Source organism: Kitasatospora sp. NPDC049285, assembly GCF_040678815.1.
GTDB lineage: Bacteria > Actinomycetota > Actinomycetes > Streptomycetales > Streptomycetaceae > Kitasatospora.
This window is the reverse complement of sequence record NZ_JBFAQR010000013.1, coordinates 21,038-36,935: the sequence shown is the minus strand read 5'-3', so window position 1 is coordinate 36,935 and position 15,898 is coordinate 21,038. Positions and strand designations below refer to the sequence as shown.

Annotated in this window: 16 protein-coding genes; 6 read left to right on the top strand and 10 right to left on the bottom strand. The window is 73.4% G+C overall.

Translation table 11 applies throughout. The annotated features are described in order from the left end of the window. Positions 1-77: 77 nt before the first annotated feature. A complete protein-coding gene (locus tag AB0K51_RS11715) occupies positions 78-902 on the top strand; it encodes an IclR family transcriptional regulator (RefSeq protein WP_363453211.1) in 825 nt (274 codons plus the stop codon). A gap of 7 nt (positions 903-909) precedes the next feature. Here the strand turns inward: AB0K51_RS11715 and AB0K51_RS11710 are convergent, their stop codons facing one another. The 3 genes from AB0K51_RS11710 to AB0K51_RS11700 form a co-directional block, all read right to left on the bottom strand. After that, positions 910-1,566, bottom strand: coding sequence for a Pr6Pr family membrane protein (locus tag AB0K51_RS11710; protein WP_363453209.1), 657 nt, complete (start codon positions 1,564-1,566; stop codon positions 910-912). A gap of 120 nt (positions 1,567-1,686) precedes the next feature. Beyond that, positions 1,687-1,950 carry a DUF1876 domain-containing protein gene (locus AB0K51_RS11705; RefSeq protein ID WP_363453207.1) on the bottom strand — a complete coding sequence of 88 codons (264 nt, stop codon included), beginning with the start codon at positions 1,948-1,950 and terminating at the stop codon, positions 1,687-1,689. 162 nt (positions 1,951-2,112) lie between these two features. Continuing rightward, the gene (locus AB0K51_RS11700; RefSeq protein WP_363453205.1) at positions 2,113-2,820 is read right to left on the bottom strand and encodes a GNAT family N-acetyltransferase; all 708 of its coding nucleotides are present in this window, start codon (positions 2,818-2,820) and stop codon (positions 2,113-2,115) included. A gap of 154 nt (positions 2,821-2,974) precedes the next feature. On the opposite strand from AB0K51_RS11700, the gene AB0K51_RS11695 reads away from it, so the two are divergent. The 4 genes from AB0K51_RS11695 (at position 2,975) to AB0K51_RS11680 (ending at position 8,856) form a co-directional block, all read left to right on the top strand. Continuing rightward, positions 2,975-4,126 carry a CaiB/BaiF CoA-transferase family protein gene (locus AB0K51_RS11695; RefSeq protein WP_363453203.1) on the top strand — a complete coding sequence of 384 codons (1,152 nt, stop codon included), beginning with the start codon at positions 2,975-2,977 and terminating at the stop codon, positions 4,124-4,126. A gap of 97 nt (positions 4,127-4,223) precedes the next feature. Then, positions 4,224-5,366, top strand: coding sequence for an acyl-CoA dehydrogenase family protein (locus AB0K51_RS11690; RefSeq protein ID WP_363453201.1), 1,143 nt, complete (start codon positions 4,224-4,226; stop codon positions 5,364-5,366). 68 nt (positions 5,367-5,434) lie between these two features. After that, positions 5,435-6,649 carry an acetyl-CoA C-acetyltransferase gene (locus tag AB0K51_RS11685; RefSeq protein WP_363453199.1) on the top strand — a complete coding sequence of 405 codons (1,215 nt, stop codon included), beginning with the start codon at positions 5,435-5,437 and terminating at the stop codon, positions 6,647-6,649. Between the two features lie 41 nt (positions 6,650-6,690). After that, positions 6,691-8,856 (top strand): 3-hydroxyacyl-CoA dehydrogenase NAD-binding domain-containing protein, encoded by a 2,166-nt coding sequence (locus AB0K51_RS11680; protein ID WP_363453197.1) that lies wholly within the window; start codon positions 6,691-6,693, stop codon positions 8,854-8,856. A 42-nt stretch (positions 8,857-8,898) separates the two neighbouring features. Here AB0K51_RS11680 and AB0K51_RS11675 read toward each other — a convergent pair whose 3' ends face one another. From AB0K51_RS11675 to AB0K51_RS11650, 6 genes are all read right to left on the bottom strand, one after another. Continuing rightward, positions 8,899-9,621, bottom strand: a complete 723-nt coding sequence (locus AB0K51_RS11675) for a MerR family transcriptional regulator (protein WP_363453195.1) — start codon at positions 9,619-9,621, stop codon at positions 8,899-8,901. Positions 9,622-9,712: 91 nt separating this feature from the next. Then, positions 9,713-10,729, bottom strand: a complete 1,017-nt coding sequence (locus tag AB0K51_RS11670; RefSeq protein ID WP_363453193.1) for a 2-oxoglutarate and iron-dependent oxygenase domain-containing protein — start codon at positions 10,727-10,729, stop codon at positions 9,713-9,715. Positions 10,730-10,880: 151 nt separating this feature from the next. Continuing rightward, positions 10,881-10,955, bottom strand: coding sequence for a putative leader peptide (locus AB0K51_RS11665; RefSeq protein WP_354644872.1), 75 nt, complete (start codon positions 10,953-10,955; stop codon positions 10,881-10,883). 57 nt (positions 10,956-11,012) lie between these two features. Beyond that, positions 11,013-11,588: a DinB family protein gene (locus AB0K51_RS11660; RefSeq protein ID WP_363453191.1), complete on the bottom strand. Its 576-nt coding sequence runs from the start codon at positions 11,586-11,588 to the stop codon at positions 11,013-11,015. 113 nt (positions 11,589-11,701) lie between these two features. Beyond that, a complete protein-coding gene (locus AB0K51_RS11655) occupies positions 11,702-12,115 on the bottom strand; it encodes a VOC family protein (protein ID WP_363453189.1) in 414 nt (137 codons plus the stop codon). A 145-nt stretch (positions 12,116-12,260) separates the two neighbouring features. Continuing rightward, a complete protein-coding gene (locus AB0K51_RS11650; protein ID WP_363453187.1) occupies positions 12,261-12,929 on the bottom strand; it encodes an NAD(P)H-binding protein in 669 nt (222 codons plus the stop codon). 94 nt (positions 12,930-13,023) lie between these two features. Here AB0K51_RS11650 and AB0K51_RS11645 point away from each other — a divergent pair, with 94 nt between their 5' ends. Then, positions 13,024-13,371, top strand: coding sequence for a helix-turn-helix domain-containing protein (locus AB0K51_RS11645; protein WP_363453185.1), 348 nt, complete (start codon positions 13,024-13,026; stop codon positions 13,369-13,371). 48 nt (positions 13,372-13,419) lie between these two features. Here the strand turns inward: AB0K51_RS11645 and AB0K51_RS11640 are convergent, their stop codons facing one another. After that, positions 13,420-15,813 (bottom strand): excinuclease ABC subunit UvrA, encoded by a 2,394-nt coding sequence (locus AB0K51_RS11640; RefSeq protein WP_363453183.1) that lies wholly within the window; start codon positions 15,811-15,813, stop codon positions 13,420-13,422. Positions 15,814-15,898: the final 85 nt, after the last annotated feature.

Below are 15,898 nucleotides of genomic sequence, written 5' to 3'. Positions count from 1 at the left end.
CGCGAAAGTTGTGCACTGCACAACGAGGTTCCGCGGAACTGGCACGGGAGCCCGTGCAGGCCGTACCGTCACACCCCATGACCAGCACCGCCGCCGACACCCCCGCGGACCGGGGCGCCGAACGCCCCGAGCGCAACCAGTCCGCGTCGCTGCGCCGCGCCCTGGCCGTCCTGGAACACGTGCGCGACCACGTCCGGGACCACGCGGGCGCCGACCTCAGCCTCACCGCGCTCGCCGACGGCCTCGGCATGTCGAAGTCCACCGTGCTGCGGCTCGCAGCGCCGCTGGTCGACGCCCAACTGCTCGCCCGCGACCGGGACTCCGGCCACTACCGGCTCGGCCCCGGCGCGCTCCGGCTCGGCCAGGCCTACCTCGCCACGCTCGACCTGCGCACCGCCGCCTCCGAGGAGGCCCACCAGCTGATGCGCGAGGTCGGCGGCACCGTCCACCTGTGCGTCCCCGACGCCCCGTACGTGGTCTACGTCGACAAGGTCGAGAACGAGACCGCCGTGCGGATGGCCTCCCGGATCGGCAGCCGCGCCCCGATGTACTGCACCGCCGTCGGCAAGGCGATGCTCGCCTGGATGCCCGAGGACGTCCTCGGCGCGGTGGTCGCCGCCGGCCTGCCCGCCATCACCACCCGCACCCTCACCTCCGCGAACGCCCTGCGGGCCGAGCTCACCCGCATCCGCACCCGCGGCTACGCCGTCGACGACCGCGAGAACGAACCCGAGGTCCGCTGCATCGCCGCCCCCGTCTTCGACCACAACCACACCGTCATCGGCGCCATCTCGGTCTCCGCCCTCACCTCCCGCATCACCGCCGCCCGCGTCCGCGACCTCGGCCCCACCGTCGCCGCCACCGCCACCCGCGTCTCCCGCACCATGGGCGCCGCGCGCTGACGACCCGTCAGGAAGCCTCGGCCGGGTGGGGGGTGAGGCGGGTGCGGAGGGTGGTGCCGAGGCGGTCGAGGGCCACGACGAGGGTGGCCAGGATGATGAACTCGACGGTGAGTTGGGCGATCTGGAGGCCGACCCAGCCGTAGCCGTGGTCGGTGGGGTCGAGGAAGAAGTAGGGGTAGCGGACGGGGAAGTCGGGGAAGGCGATGGCGCGGGCCTCGGTGAGGAGGGCGTAGCCGAGCGGGAAGGACAGCCAGAGCGGGAGGTCGCGCCAGCGGGAGGCGTTGCGGGGGGAGAGCACCAGCCAGTCGGCGAGCACCATCAGCGGGGTGGTGTAGTGCAGGAAGAAGCTGGACCAGTGCTGCAGGCGGTCCGGGCCGGAGACCAGGCCGGGCAGCGGGTTCTCGCCGTGGTTGAGCAGCACGTGGGCGACGATGCCGGTGATGGTGATGTACAGGACGGCGGCGCCGCGCAGCCGCGGCGCGGGCCCGTCGGAGGTGTTCCGCTTGACCATCCAGTAGGCGGCGCCGAGGAAGTAGCCGAGCACGATGACGTTGCTCTGGATGGTGAAGTACACCAGCGAGCTGTTGCTGAGCACCAGTCCGAGGAACGCGGACAGCGCGATGGCGAGGCGCCACCACAGGGCGGGACGGGTCCAGGCGGTCATGTGCGGTCACCGGTTCGCTCGACGGTGCCCCCCGTGGGCACGACGGATCGACGCACTCTACCCGCCGGTACGGCGGCGTGGAAGATCACCGTCCGGGTGCGGCGGCGGCCGGCGCGTAGGTCAGAGCGCCAGGTGCGCCGGGTTGTGGGTGCGGTTCTCGATGCCGGTGGCGGCCTGGCCGATCAGCTGGTGGGCGAGGTCGGAGCAGGCCCGGGCGGCGGCCAGTTCCTCGCCGATGACGCTGTCGGCGTCGTCGGTGGGATTGCGTCGCGCGGTGCCCGTGCCCTCCGCGCCGGGCGCGCTGAAGCCGCTCAGCTTGGCGGTGCAGGTGGTGCGGCTCTCGTCCTCGTCGAAGTTCAGGTCGACGACCCAGTGGTTCTGCATGGCGGATCACCTCTCGCTGCCGCCCGGTCGCGCGGGCTCGCCCGGCCGGGACGCCACAGGCTCCCAGGATCCGCCCGCGGCACCGGACGGGGCAAGGGCTGGCGGTCGCGGCCTCGGACCTGGCGTCGCCGACCCTCGCTGCACCGGCCCCTCGGGTCGCCGCTACCCGGCGGCGGTGCCCGGGGTGCGGAAGCCGCGGAAGACCACCGGCCGCCGGACCTCGAAGCCGAGCCGCCGGTACAGCGCGAGCGCGCCGCTGTTGGCGGCGGCGACGTGCAGGAATGGGCGTTCGCCGCGGGCGGTGATCCGGGCGGCGAGTTCGGCGACCAGGCGGGCGGCGTGTCCGCGGCCGCGGGCCTCGGGGGCGGTGCAGACGGCGCTGATCTCGGTCCAGCCGGGCGGGCGCAGCCGCTCGCCGGCCATCGCGACCAGCGCGCCGTGCTCGCGGACGCCGAGGTAGCCGCCGAGTTCGGCGGTGCGCGGGCGGAACGGCCCTGGCCGGGTGCGGGCGACCAGGTCGAGCATCTCGGGGACGTCGGCGGCGCCGAGTTCGACCAGGCCGTCGGCCCCGGCGGGCGGCCGGACCTCGGCGGGGCCGGTCAGCTGCAGCCCGTCGAGCGTGAACTCGGGCTCCCAGTGCGGGGGCGGCGGCGCGGGGCAGCTGAACAGGTCGGCGAACTCGCCCGGGCCGAGCAGCGCGGCCAGGTCGTCCCAGGCCGCGGCGTCCGGCGCGGTGCCGGTGGAGGAGAAGCTCGCCACCTCGGGCAGGTAGCTCAGGGCGCCGCCGCGGCGGCGGGCCAGGTGGGCGTGGGCGCCGCGCAGCGACGCGCCCACCGGGTCGTCGAGTACGGCGGTGTCGTGGTCGAGCATGACGGAGGTCCCTCCCGGTTCGGCGCTGCTCCCATGATCGTGCAGCGCCCCGGCGCGGCGCTGGATTCCCGGCTCGCGGGCCCTTGTTACCGGCGAGTTGCATCCCTATCATCGCCACTGTGACAGCTTTACTGTCAAACCTGGGAGGCGACCGATGACCCGCGATGCCGCGCAGCCCGCGGCCGGCGGCCCGCTGGCGGGCGTACGGGTGCTGGAACTCGCCGGGATCGGCCCGGGCCCGTTCGCCGCGATGCTCCTCGCCGACCTGGGCGCCGACGTGGTGCGGGTCGACCGCCCCGGCGGCGCCGCGCTCGGCCCGGCTCCCGAGTACGACCTGACCAACCGCAACAAGCGCTCGGTCACGGTCGACCTGAAGTCCCCCGAGGGCCCCGGCCTGGTCCTCGAACTCGCCGCCCGCGCCGACCTGTTGATCGAGGGCTACCGCCCCGGCGTGGCCGAGCGACTGGGCGTCGGACCGGACGCCTGCCTGGCCCGCAACCCCGCCCTGGTGTACGGCCGGATGACCGGCTGGGGCCAGCAGGGCCCGCTCGCCGCCAGCGCCGGACACGACATCGGCTACCTCGCGACCTCCGGCCTGCTCGGCATGATCGGCCCCGCCGACGGCCCCCCGGCCGTCCCCGCCAACCTGCTCGGCGACTACGCGGGCGGCTCGCTCTACCTGGTGGTCGGCCTGCTCGCCGCCCTGCACCACGCCCGCACCACCGGCACCGGCCAGGTGGTGGATGCCGCCATCGTGGACGGCGCCGCCCACCTGTCCACCCTGCTCTGGGGCCTGCTCGCGGCCGGCCAGTGGCACGACGCCCGCGGCGTCAACCTGCTGGACGGCGGCGCCCCCTGGTACGGCGTGTTCCGCACCGCGGACGACCGCTGGATGGCCGTCGGCGCGCTGGAGCCGCAGTTCTACGCCGAGTTCGCCCGCCTGCTGGAACTCGGCGCCGACGCCCCCGCCCAGTACGACCTGGCCCGCTGGCCGGAGCTGCGGGAGCGGATCGCCGCCCGCTTCGCCACCCGCACCCAGGCCGAGTGGAGCACCGTCTTCGAGGGTCGCGACGCCTGCGTGGCACCGGTGCTGACGATGCGTCAGGCCGCCGTCCACCCGCACCTGGCGGCCCGCGGCAGTTACACCGAGCACGACGGCGTCGTACAGCCCGGCGTCGCCCCGCGGCTGTCCGCCACCCCCGGCCGGCTGCGCACCCCGCCCGCCCGGCCCGGCGCGCACACCGCCGAGGTGGCCCGCGACTGGGCCGTCCCGGGACTCGAAGCCCTCCGGCCCGAAGCCACCTGACCGGCCCGAGCCCACCTGACCCGAACCGCTCCGAGCTGACCGGCCTGAGCCCACCTGACCGACGCCAAGCCCCTGACCCGAAAGGACCGTGCCGCCCGTGCAGCGCGAGCTCTACACCGAGGAACACGAGGACTTCCGGGAGACCGTCCGGGCCTTCCTCGCCAAGGAGGTCACCCCGCACCACGACCGCTGGGAGCGGGCCGGCATCGTCGACCGCTCCGCCTGGCTGGCCGCCGGACGGGCGGGCCTGCTGGGCCTGGCGGTCGACGAGCGGTACGGCGGCGGAGGCACCCCGGACTTCCGGTTCGCCGCGGTGCTGGCCGAGGAGTTCGTCCGCGCCGGGGCCAGCGGCCTCGCCATTGGCCTGCACAACGACATCATCGGCCCCTACCTGACCGGCCTGGCCACCGAGGAGCAGCGGCAGCGCTGGCTGCCCGGCTTCTGCACCGGCGAGCTGATCACGGCGATCGCCATGACCGAGCCGGACACCGGCTCCGACCTGCAGGCGATCCGCACCACCGCGGTCGACGCCGGCGACCACTACCTGCTCAACGGCGCCAAGACCTTCATCTCCAACGGCATCCTCGCCGACCTGGTGGTGGTGGTCGCCAGGACCACCGCGGAGGGCGGCGCGCACGGCCTCAGCCTGCTGGTGGTCGAGCGCGGCACGCCGGGCTTCGAGCGCGGCCGCAACCTCGACAAGATCGGCCAGAAGGCCCAGGACACCGCCGAGTTGTTCTTCCAGGACGTGCGGGTGCCGAAGGCCAACCTGCTCGGCGAGGAGAACCAGGGCTTCCTCTACCTGATGCGCAACCTCGCCCAGGAGCGCCTCGCCATCGCGGTCGCCGCGATCGCCGGAGCCGAGTACCTGGTCGAGGAGACCACCGCGTACGTCAAGCAGCGCACCGCCTTCGGCCGGCCGCTCGGCAAGCTGCAGCACGTGCGCTTCGAGATCGCCGAACTCGCCACCGAGTGCGCCGTCACCCGCACCTTCGTGGACCGCTGCATCCTGGAGCACAACCGGTACGCGCTGACCCCGGTGGACGCCTCGATGGCCAAGTGGTGGGCCACCGAGCTGCAGAAGCGCACCGCCGACCGCTGCCTGCAACTGCACGGCGGCTCCGGGTACATGAGCGACAGCGCGGTCGCGCGGGCGTTCACCGACGGCCGCGTCCAGACCATCTACGGTGGAACCACCGAGATCATGAAAGAGATCATCGGCCGCTCGCTGCTCGGCTGAACCCCCGATCCACCGCTGACCCGCAACCGCTGACCTGCAACCGCTGACCTGCGAAAGGCACCGACACCGTGACCACCGAAGCGTACGTCTACGACGCGATCCGCACGCCGCGCGGACGCGGCAAGCAGACCGGCTCCCTGCACGGCACCAAGCCGATCGACCTGGTGGTCGGCCTGATCCACGAAATCCGCCGCCGCTTCCCGAGCCTGGACCCGGCCGCCATCGACGACATCGTGCTCGGCGTGGTCAGCCCGATCGGCGACCAGGGCTCCGACATCGCCCGGGTCGCGGCGATCGCCGCCGGACTGCCCGACACCGTGGCCGGCGTGCAGGAGAACCGCTTCTGCGCCTCCGGTCTGGAGGCGGTCAACCTGGCCGCGGCGAAGGTCCGCTCCGGCTGGGAGGACCTGATCCTGGCCGGCGGCGTCGAGTCGATGTCCCGGGTCAAGATGGGCTCCGACGGCGGCGCCTGGTTCGCCGACCCGATGACCTCCTACGAGACCTCGTTCATCCCGCAGGGCGTCGGCGCCGACCTGATCGCCACCATCGAGGGCTTCAGCCGCACCGACGTGGACGCCTTCGCCGCCGAGTCCCAGGCCCGCGCCGCCAAGGCCCAGGCCGACGGTCTGTTCGACCGCTCGGTCGTCCCGGTCCTCGACCGCAACGGCCTGACCGTGCTGGCGCGCGACGAGTTCATCCGCCCCGGCACCACGGTGGAGAGCCTGGCCGCCCTCAAGCCCTCCTTCGCGGACATCGGCGACCTCGGCGGCTTCGACGCCGTCGCGCTGCAGAAGTACCACTGGGTGGAGTCCATCGACCACGTCCACCACGCCGGCAACTCCTCCGGCATCGTCGACGGTGCCGCGCTGGTCGCCATCGGCTCGCGGGAGGTCGGCGAGCGGTACGGGCTCACGCCGCGCGCCCGGATCGTCTCCGCCGCGGTCACCGGCTCCGAGCCGACCATCATGCTCACCGGCCCGGCCCCCGCCACCCGCAAGGCCCTCGCCAAGGCCGGCCTCACCGCCGCCGACATCGACCTGGTGGAGATCAACGAGGCCTTCGCCGCCGTCGCGCTGCGCTTCATCCGCGAACTCGGCTTCCGGCACGACCAGGTGAACGTCAACGGCGGCGCGATCGCGCTCGGCCACCCGCTCGGCGCCACCGGTGCGATGCTGATCGGCACCCTGGTCGACGAGTTGGAGCGCCGCGACCTGCGCTACGGCCTGGCCACCCTCTGCGTCGGCGGCGGCATGGGCATCGCCACCGTCATCGAGCGTATCTGATCACCCGCCAACTCTCGGACTCTTCCAAGGACTTCCATCACATGACTGACGTGAGCCCCATCCGCTGGGAGCAGGACCAGGACGGCGTGGTCACCCTCGTCCTCGACGACCCCGCCCAGTCCGCCAACACGATGAACGCCGCGTTCACCGACGCCCTCGAGGCGACGGTCGAACGGCTCGCCGCCACCGAGGAGTTGACCGGCGTCATCATCACCTCGGCGAAGAAGACCTTCTTCGCCGGCGGTGACCTCAAGCTGCTCTCCGCCGCCCGGCCCGAGGACGCCGCCCGGGTCTTCACCAACTCGATGCGGATCAAGCGGGCGCTGCGCAGGCTGGAGACGCTGGGCAAGCCGGTGGTCGCCGCGATCAACGGCGCCGCGCTCGGCGGCGGCCTGGAGATCGCCCTCGCCTGCCACCACCGGATCGCCCTGGCCGCCCCCGGCAGCAAGATCGGCCTGCCCGAGGTCACCCTCGGCCTGCTCCCCGGCGGCGGCGGCGTGGTCCGTACCGTGCGGATGCTCGGCATCGCCGACGCCCTGCTGAAGGTGCTGCTGCAGGGTCAGCAGTACCGTCCGGCGCAGGCCCTCGCCAACGGGCTGGTGCACGAACTCGCCGCCGACGCCGACGAGATGATCGCCAAGGCGCGGGCCTTCGTGGCGGCCAACCCGACCGCCGTCCAGCCGTGGGACGTCCGGGGGTACAAGATCCCCGGCGGCACCCCCAGCACCCCCGCGTTCGCCGCCAACCTGCCCGCCTTCCCGGCCAACCTGCGCAAGCAGCTGAACGGCGCGCCCTACCCGGCGCCGCGCAACATCCTGGCCGCCGCGGTGGAGAGCTCCCAGGTCGACGTGGACACCGCGTTCGAGATCGAGGCCCGGTACTTCACCGAACTCGCCTGCGGGCCCACCTCCAAGAACATGATCCAGGCCTTCTTCTTCGACATGCAGGCCGTCAACTCCGGTGCCAGCCGCCCGAGTTCGGTGCCGGCGTGGCAGGCGTCGAAGGTCGCCGTGCTGGGCGCCGGCATGATGGGCGCGGGCATCGCGTACTCGTGCGCCAAGGCCGGGCTGACCGTGCTGCTCAAGGACGTCACCCTGGAGGCCGCCGAGCGCGGAAAGGCCTACAGCGCCGGCCTGTTGGACAAGCAGGTGGCCCGCGGCCGGATGACCGCCGAGGAGCGCGAGGCGTTCCTGGCCCGGATCACCCCCACCGCCGACGCCGCCGCGCTGGCCGGCTGCGACACCGTCATCGAGGCGGTGTTCGAGAACCCCGAGCTCAAGCACAAGGTGTTCCAGGAGATCCAGCACGTCGTCGCCCCCGACGCGCTGCTCTGCTCCAACACCTCCACGCTGCCGATCGGCCTGCTCGCCGAAGGCGTCGACCGGCCCGCCGACTTCATCGGCCTGCACTTCTTCTCCCCGGTCGACAAGATGCCGCTGGTGGAGATCATCCGCGGCCCGCAGAGCGGCGACGAGGCGCTCGCCCGCGCCTTCGACCTGGTCCGGCAGATCCGCAAGACCCCGATCGTGGTCAACGACTCCCGCGGCTTCTTCACCTCCCGGGTCATCGGCCAGTTCATCAACGAGGGCGTCGCGATGGTCGGCGAGGGCCTCGACCCGTCCTCCGTCGAACAGGCCGCCGCGCAGGCCGGCTACCCCGCCAAGGTGCTCTCGCTGCTGGACGAGCTGACCCTCACGCTGCCCCGCAAGATCCGCAACGAGTCCCGCCGCGCGGTCGAGGAGGCCGGCGGCACCTGGCACACGCACCCCGGCGAGATCGTCATGGACCGGATGCTCGACGAGTTCGACCGCCCCGGCCGCAGCGGCGGCGCCGGCTTCTACGACTACGCCGACGGCCGCCGCACCCGGCTGTGGCCCGGCCTGCGCGAGCACTTCGCGCAGCCCGGCGCGGAGATCCCGTTCGAGGACATGAAGGAGCGGATGCTCTTCGCCGAGGCCATCGACTCGGTCCGCTGCCTGGACGAGAACGTCCTCACCTCGGTCGCCGACGCCAACATCGGCTCCATCCTCGGCATCGGCTTCCCCGCCTGGACCGGCGGCGTCCTGCAGTACATCAACGGCTACCCCGGCGGCCCGGCCGGCTTCACCGCCCGCGCCCGCGAACTCGCCGCCGCCTACGGCGAGCGCTTCACCCCGCCGGCCTCGCTGGTCGCCCTGGCCGAGAGCGGCGGCCGGTACGCCGACTGACCCCCGCCGGCAGTCCCTCTCCGACGGCCCGTCCGGTGCGCGCTACTCCGCCGCCGGGCGGGCCGCCAGCTCCTCCGCGAGCGAGCGCTGAAACGCCGTCACCAGGGCCTGCACCACCATGGGTTGGATCCGGTCGGTCAGCTCCTTCATCCGCTCCAGCTCGTCCGCCCCCGGGTCGCTCTCCCGGTACGGGCGCCACACCGTGTCCCGGAACAGCCGGTGCAGGTCGTGCGCCGTCGCCCGGCTGTGCAGCCGCACCACCGCGCGGGCCGCCACCAGGGTCTCCAGCGGGATCGGCACGTCCAGCACCCGCACCCCCAGCGGCAGCAGCCCCGGCTCCACCTTGAACACCTCCGGGTCGCCGGTGCGGTGCAGGGCGCCCATCGCCGCCAGCGAGTCCAGGTCGCGGTCCGACAGCGCCCGCCCGGTCCGCCGCTCCAGCTGCGCCCGGGTCGCCTCCTCCGCCGACTCCGGCGTCCACGACGCGACCAGCGCCCGGTGGATCGCCAGGTCCAACGACCCGATGTCCTCGGGCAGTTGCGCCAGGTAGCGCTCGATCGCCGCCAGCGTCAGCCCCTGCCGCTGCAACTCCTCGATCAGCTCCAGCCGCCCCAGGTGCACCGCCCCGTACACGCCCACCCGGCGCGGCCCCAACTCCGGCGGCGGCAGCAACCCCTTGGCCCCGTAGAACCGCAGGGTCCGGACCGTCACCCCCGCCCGGGCAGCCAGCTCATCCACCGTGAACCGCAGCTCCCCGCCGCTCATCCGCACCCCAGCCCTCACACCACCACCACTGTGACACCGCCAGTGTGACACCGCCCTCCGGTGTCACACCAGTGACGCGTGGGCGGGCGGGTCAGCGTACGGCGAGGAGTTCGGGGTGGTGGCGGCGGGTGACCTCGGGGTGTGCTCGGCTGTATCCCTTGAGTTCGTTCTCGCCGAAGTCCGCATACAGAGGGTTGGCGGGGTCCTGGGTCGCGCCGGGGGCGTGGTGGGCGTGCGGGAAGTCGAGAGGGGCGATGTGGGCGTCGAGGCGGGGGTTGAAGAAGAAGGGGACGGAGAAGCGCTCGCGGGTGGCGGGCGGGGAGACGACCCGGTGGCTGGTGGCCTTGAGGTAGCCGTCGGTGGCGACTTCGAGGAGTTCGCCGAGGTTGACGACGAAGGCGCCGTCCAGCGGGGGGACGTCGAGGAAGGTGCCGTCGGGGCGTTCGACCTGGAGGCCGCCGACGGTGTCCTGGAGGAGCAGGGTGATGAAGCCGTAGTCCTTGTGGGTGCCGACGCCCTGCGGCTCGCCGTCGGGGGCGGTGCCGGGGTAGCGGACGAGCTTGAGGTGCAGGTGGGGGTGGGGGGCGAAGGCCTCGTCGTAGAAGTCGGGGCGGGCGCCGATGGAGGCGAGGAGTTCGTGCAGCAGGCGGTGGGCGACGCCGTTCAGGCGGTCGATCCAGTGCAGGGCGGCGGTGCGCAGTTCGGGCAGGGCGGCGGGCCACTGGTTGGGCCCCTCCAGCCACCAGTAGGCGGGCTCGCCGGGCGCGGGGACGTGCGCGGGCAGCTCGGTGCCGATGTCGAGCTGGTCGCGCCAGTCGCGGCTGCCGCCGGTGCGCTCGTCGCCGGTCCGGGTGTAGCCGCGGAAGTGCGGGGAGTTGAGGTTGCTGACGGCCAGCCGGTCGGCCTCGGGGAGGGCGAAGAAGGCGCGCATCGCGTCGGTGAGCGCGGCGGTCTCCCGGCGCGTCACCCCGTGGCCGACGAGCTGGAAGAACCCGACCCCGGTGGCCGCGTCGCGCAGGGTGCGGTGCAGGACGGCCCGCTGCTCGGGGCCGCCGTCGGCGAGCGAGAGGTCGATCACGGGGAGGGAGGTGGGGTGCTGCTGCGTCATGGTGTGCGTCCGCTGGTTCGGGGCCCCGGCGCGGCCGGCGGGTCTCGCCGGGGGTGCCCTCCGCGGGCCGGGCCTGGTGCGGCGCGGCGGGCGGAGCCGGGGGTTCGGGTGCCCGGGCGGTCAGGACGGCCGGGCGGGGGAGGGGATGAGGTCAGCCGGAGCGTCGACAGGACATGCTCGTGACGCGGAGCAGGTCCACGTGGCGACGACTGACGAGAAGAAGCACCTCACCAGGCTACAACCCCCGCCGGGAAACCCTCCCGGGCGGCCCCCGGCACCGCGCTCAGTACCCGGTGACCCCGTCGATCCGCTCCCGCAGCAGGTCGGCGTGCCCGTTGTGGCGGGCGTACTCGGCGATCACGTGGACCAGGATCCGGCGCAGCGACACCGGCTCCCCGCTCGCCAGGTGGATGCCGGTCTCGTCCAGCGACCCGGCGCCGGCGACGATCCGCCGGGAGATGTCGCACTGCTTGCGCCACACCTCCAGGTCCTCGCCGAAGTCGCCGTCGAGGCCCTCGAAGTCCTGGTCGGGGTTCTCGTCCGAGTAGTACAGCGGCGGCCGCGGCTCGCCGGCGAACTGGGTCTCGAACCACCACTGCTCGGCCCCGGCGAGGTGCCGCACCAGCCCGTGCAGGGTCAGCGCGGACGGCGGCACCGCCCGCTCGTCCAGGGCCTCGGCGGACACCCCCGCGCACTTGAGGGCGAAGGTCTCCCGGTGGAAGTCGAGGAAGGAGGTGAGGATCTCGCGCTCGTCGCCGACCAGCGGCGGAGTGGTGCGGGTGTCGGCTTCCGCCCAGGTCCGGGCGAAGTGCTTCGGCGTCGCGAGGGCGTCGGGCTGCGGTGCTGTGCTGTGGCTCACGTTTCCACCCTCCCACGGCGTGCCGACCACGCCGGGACGGCGCACCGGCCGGGCGGGTCAGCCTGCTGACCAGGCCGACCCGTCGGCCGGACCGGCCTGCAGGGACCGGCCGGTCAGGTGCGCGGCTCGCCGCGGTAGGTGCCGAACGACCAGCGGTTGCCCTCCGGGTCGCGCACCGCGAAGTCCCGGGAGCCGTAGTCGGTGTCGTGCGGCTCTGCGGTCACCTCGGCGCCCGCCGCCACCGCCCGCCGGAACAGCCCGTCCGGGTCGTCGGTGACCACGTACGCGCCGAAGGTGCCCGGGCGCAGCGGCCACGGGTCGTCGGGGCGGTCGCTCGCCGAGCCGAGCATGATCCCGCCGCCGGGCGGCCAGGCCAGCTGGGCGTGGTGCACCTGTTCCTCGTCGGCGTACACCGCGGTCTCCTCGAAGCCGAAGGCCTCGACCAGGAAGCGGATCAGCCCCCTGGCATCGCGGGCCCGCAGGCTCGGCCACACCTGCGGGGGCGGGGGGACGGCGGCTTCGGTCATGCCCGTGGCTCCTCGGGTCGGCGGGAGGCCACCACGGTAGGCGGCCCGCCGGTGCGGCGAGCGGCCGCCACACCGGCGGGCTGACGGTCGGTCAGTCCGATGGCCGCGGCCCGGCGGCGCGGGAGGCCGACGGGGCAGGGCGGGGTCAGTGCGAGACGGCCCACTGCACCGCGTGGTGCGCGGGGGCGTCGATCTCGTCGAGCAGCGCCACCGCCAGGTCGGCGTGCGAGATCCGGCCGGTGCCGACCACCGCGCCGACCGCGCCGACGTACCGGCCGGTGACCGGGGCCTCGGCGTTCAGGTCCATCGGCGGGACGACCATCAGCCAGTCCGGCCCGGCGGCCCCGGCCGCCCCGTCCGGCCCCGTGGTCTCGGCGGTCAGCAGGTCGAACTCGTCGACGTGTCCCTGCGAGAACGCCCGGTACGGCTCGGGGAAGGCCGGGTCGTCCATGATCCGCGTGCCCGGTGCGACCTCCAGCGTGGTGGCGATGCCCAGCACCAGCAGCCGGCCCACTCCGGCCCGGCGCAGGCCGTCCAGCAGGGCGCGGGCGGTGGCGGTGAAGTACTCCGCGGCGGGGACGTCCAGGCGCGCCGAGGCGTTCAGCGCCGCGTCGTGGCCGGCCGCGGCCGCGGCCACCGCGTCGGCGTCGGTCGCGTCGCCGCGTACCACCGTCACGCCCGAAGTCCCCGCCAGCGCCGGGTACTTCGCCGGGTCGCGGACCACCGCCGTCACCCGGTGGCCGCGTCGCACCGCCTCCGCCACCGCGGCGCCGCCCACCCGTCCGCCCGCACCGAAGATCACGATCCTGCCCATGGCCCCTCCCGGGGATCCGCGTCCGTTCCGACGCCGCCGACGGTAGGACGCCGACCCCCGGTTACTTCAACGGAACCGGCTCTAGGGTGGGGTGATGACCACACCGCTGGACCCCGACCGGTTCGACGTCGACTGCGGCCACCGGATGCCCGTCCGGGTCGGTGACAAGTGGACCGGCATGGTGCTGCGCTGCCTGGAGGACGGCCCGCGGCGCTTCTCCGAGGTGAAGGCCGCGCTGCGCGGCGTCAGCGCCAAGGTGCTGACCGAGACCCTGCGGGCGATGGAGCGCGAGGGCTGGCTCACCCGCACCGACTACGACGAGAACCCGCCGCGCGTGGAGTACGCCCTCACCGACTTCGGCCGCTCGCTGCTCGGCATGCTGGACACCGCCTGCGACTGGGCCCGCCGGAACCTCGACCGGCTGCGGGTCGTGGAGGAGTGAACGGGCCCAGCGGGCAAGGGTGATGACGGTCCGTCGGCCGAGGACCGGTCAGGTGTCGACGTACCCGGCGAGGTGCTGTCCGGTCAGGGTGGTGCGGTCGGCGATCAGGGCGGCGGGGGTGCCCTCGAAGACGACCCGGCCGCCGTCGTGGCCGGCGCCGGGGCCGAGGTCGATGATCCAGTCGGCGTGCGCCATCACCGCCTGGTGGTGCTCCACCACGATGACGGACTTGCCGGAGTCGACCAACCGGTCCAGCAGGCCCAGGAGTTGCTCGACGTCGGCGAGGTGCAGGCCGGCGGTGGGCTCGTCCAGCACGTAGATACCGCCCTTCTCGGCCATCTGGGCGGCCAGCTTGAGGCGTTGGCGTTCGCCGCCGGAGAGGGTGGTGAGCGGCTGACCCAGCGTCAGGTAGCCGAGGCCGACGTCGGAGAGCCGCTTGAGGACGGCGTGCGCGGCGGGGGTGCGGGCCTCACCGGCGCCGAAGAACCGCTCCGCCTCGTCCACCGACATCGCCAGCACCTCGCTGATGTCCCGGCCGCCGAGCCGGTACTCGAGCACCGCGGCCTGGAACCGCTTGCCCTCGCACTCCTCGCACACGGTGGCCACCCCGGCCATCATCGCCAGGTCGGTGTAGACCACACCGGCGCCGTTGCAGGTCGGGCACGCGCCTTCGGAGTTGGCGCTGAACAGGGCCGGCTTCACCCCGTTCGCCTTGGCGAAGGCCTTGCGGACCGGCTCCAGCAGCCCCGAGTAGGTGGCCGGGTTGGAGCGCCGCGAACCGCGGATCGGGCTCTGGTCGATCGCCACCACGCCCTCCGGCGAACCCCCTTCCAGCGCCGCGCCGTTGACCAGCGAGCCGTGCACCAGCGAGCTCTTGCCGGAGCCCGCCACGCCGGTCACCACGGCGAGCACGCCGAGCGGCACGTCCACGTCGACGTCCCGAAGGTTGTGCGCGGTCGCCCCGCGGATCTCCAACACGCCGGTGGGCGTGCGGACTTCGGCCTTCACCGCGGCGCGGTCGTCGAAGTGCCGGCCGGTGATGGTGCCGCTGGTGCGCAGGCCGTCCACGCTGCCCTCGAAGCAGACCGCGCCGCCCGCCGAACCGGCGCCCGGGCCCAGGTCCACCACGTGGTCGGCGATCGCGATGGTCTCCGGCTTGTGCTCCACCACCAGCACCGTGTTGCCCTTGTCGCGCAGCCGCAGCAGCAGCTCGTTCATCCGCTGGATGTCGTGCGGGTGCAGGCCGGTGGTCGGCTCGTCGAAGACGTAGGTGACGTCGGTCAGCGAGGAGCCCAGGTGCCGGATCATCTTCACCCGCTGCGCCTCGCCGCCGGACAGCGTGCCGGCCGGGCGGTCCAACGAGAGGTAGCCGAGGCCGATCTCGGTGAACGAGTCCAGCGTCTGCTGCAGCGAGGCCAGCAGCGGTCCCACCGACGGCTCGTCCAACTCCCGTACCCAGTCCGCCAGATCGCTGATCTGCAGGGCGCAGGCGTCGGCGATGCTGATCCCCGCGACCTTCGAGGAGCGGGCGCCCTCGCTCAGCCGGGTGCCCGCGCAATCCGGGCAGGTGGTGAAGGCGACCGCGCGGTCCACGAACTCCCGGATGTGCGGCTGCAGCGCGGCCCGGTCCTTGGACAGCATCGACCGCTGGATGCGCACCACCAGGCCCTCGTAGGTCATGTTGATGCCCGCGATCTTCATCCGGGTCGGTTCGAGGTACAGGAAGTCGTGCAGTTCCCTCTTGGTGTACTTCCGGATCGGCTTGTCCGGGTCGACGAGTCCCGACTCGGTGTACATCCGGTAGTTCCAGCCGCCCGACTTGTAGCCGGGGATGGTCAGCGCGCCCTCGTTCAGCGACTTGGACTCGTCGTAGAGCTGCCCCGGGTCGACGTCGGAGACCGAGCCGCGGCCCTCGCAGCGCGGGCACATGCCGCCCGCCCGCGAGTAGGTGCGCTTCTCGGTCTTCGACTCCTCGCCGCGTTCCACCGTGATCGCCCCGGCGCCGTGCACCGTCGGCACGTTGAACGAGAACGCCGGTGGCGGCCCGATGTGCGGCTCGCCGAGCCGGCTGAACAGGATCCGCAGCATCGCGTTGGCGTCCGTGGCGGTGCCGACGGTCGAACGCGGATCGGCGCCCATCCGCTGCTGGTCCACGATGATCGCGGTGGTCAGCCCCTCCAGGACGTCCACCTCCGGGCGGGCCAGCGTCGGCATGAACCCCTGGACGAAGGCGCTGTACGTCTCGTTGATCAGGCGCTGCGACTCCGCCGCGACCGTCCCGAACACCAGCGAGCTCTTCCCCGACCCCGACACCCCGGTGAACACCGTCAGCCGCCGCTTCGGCAGCTCCACGCTGACGTCCTTCAGGTTGTTCACCCGGGCCCCGTGCACCCGGATCAGGTCGTGCCCGTCCGCCTCGTGCGGCCGCTGCGCGCTGCCCATGAACCTCATCCCTCCGTCCGGCCGCGCCCGTCCCGGGCGCCACCGCCCCGACTCTAGCCAGCCGGACCGGGCGGGCGGCGGATCA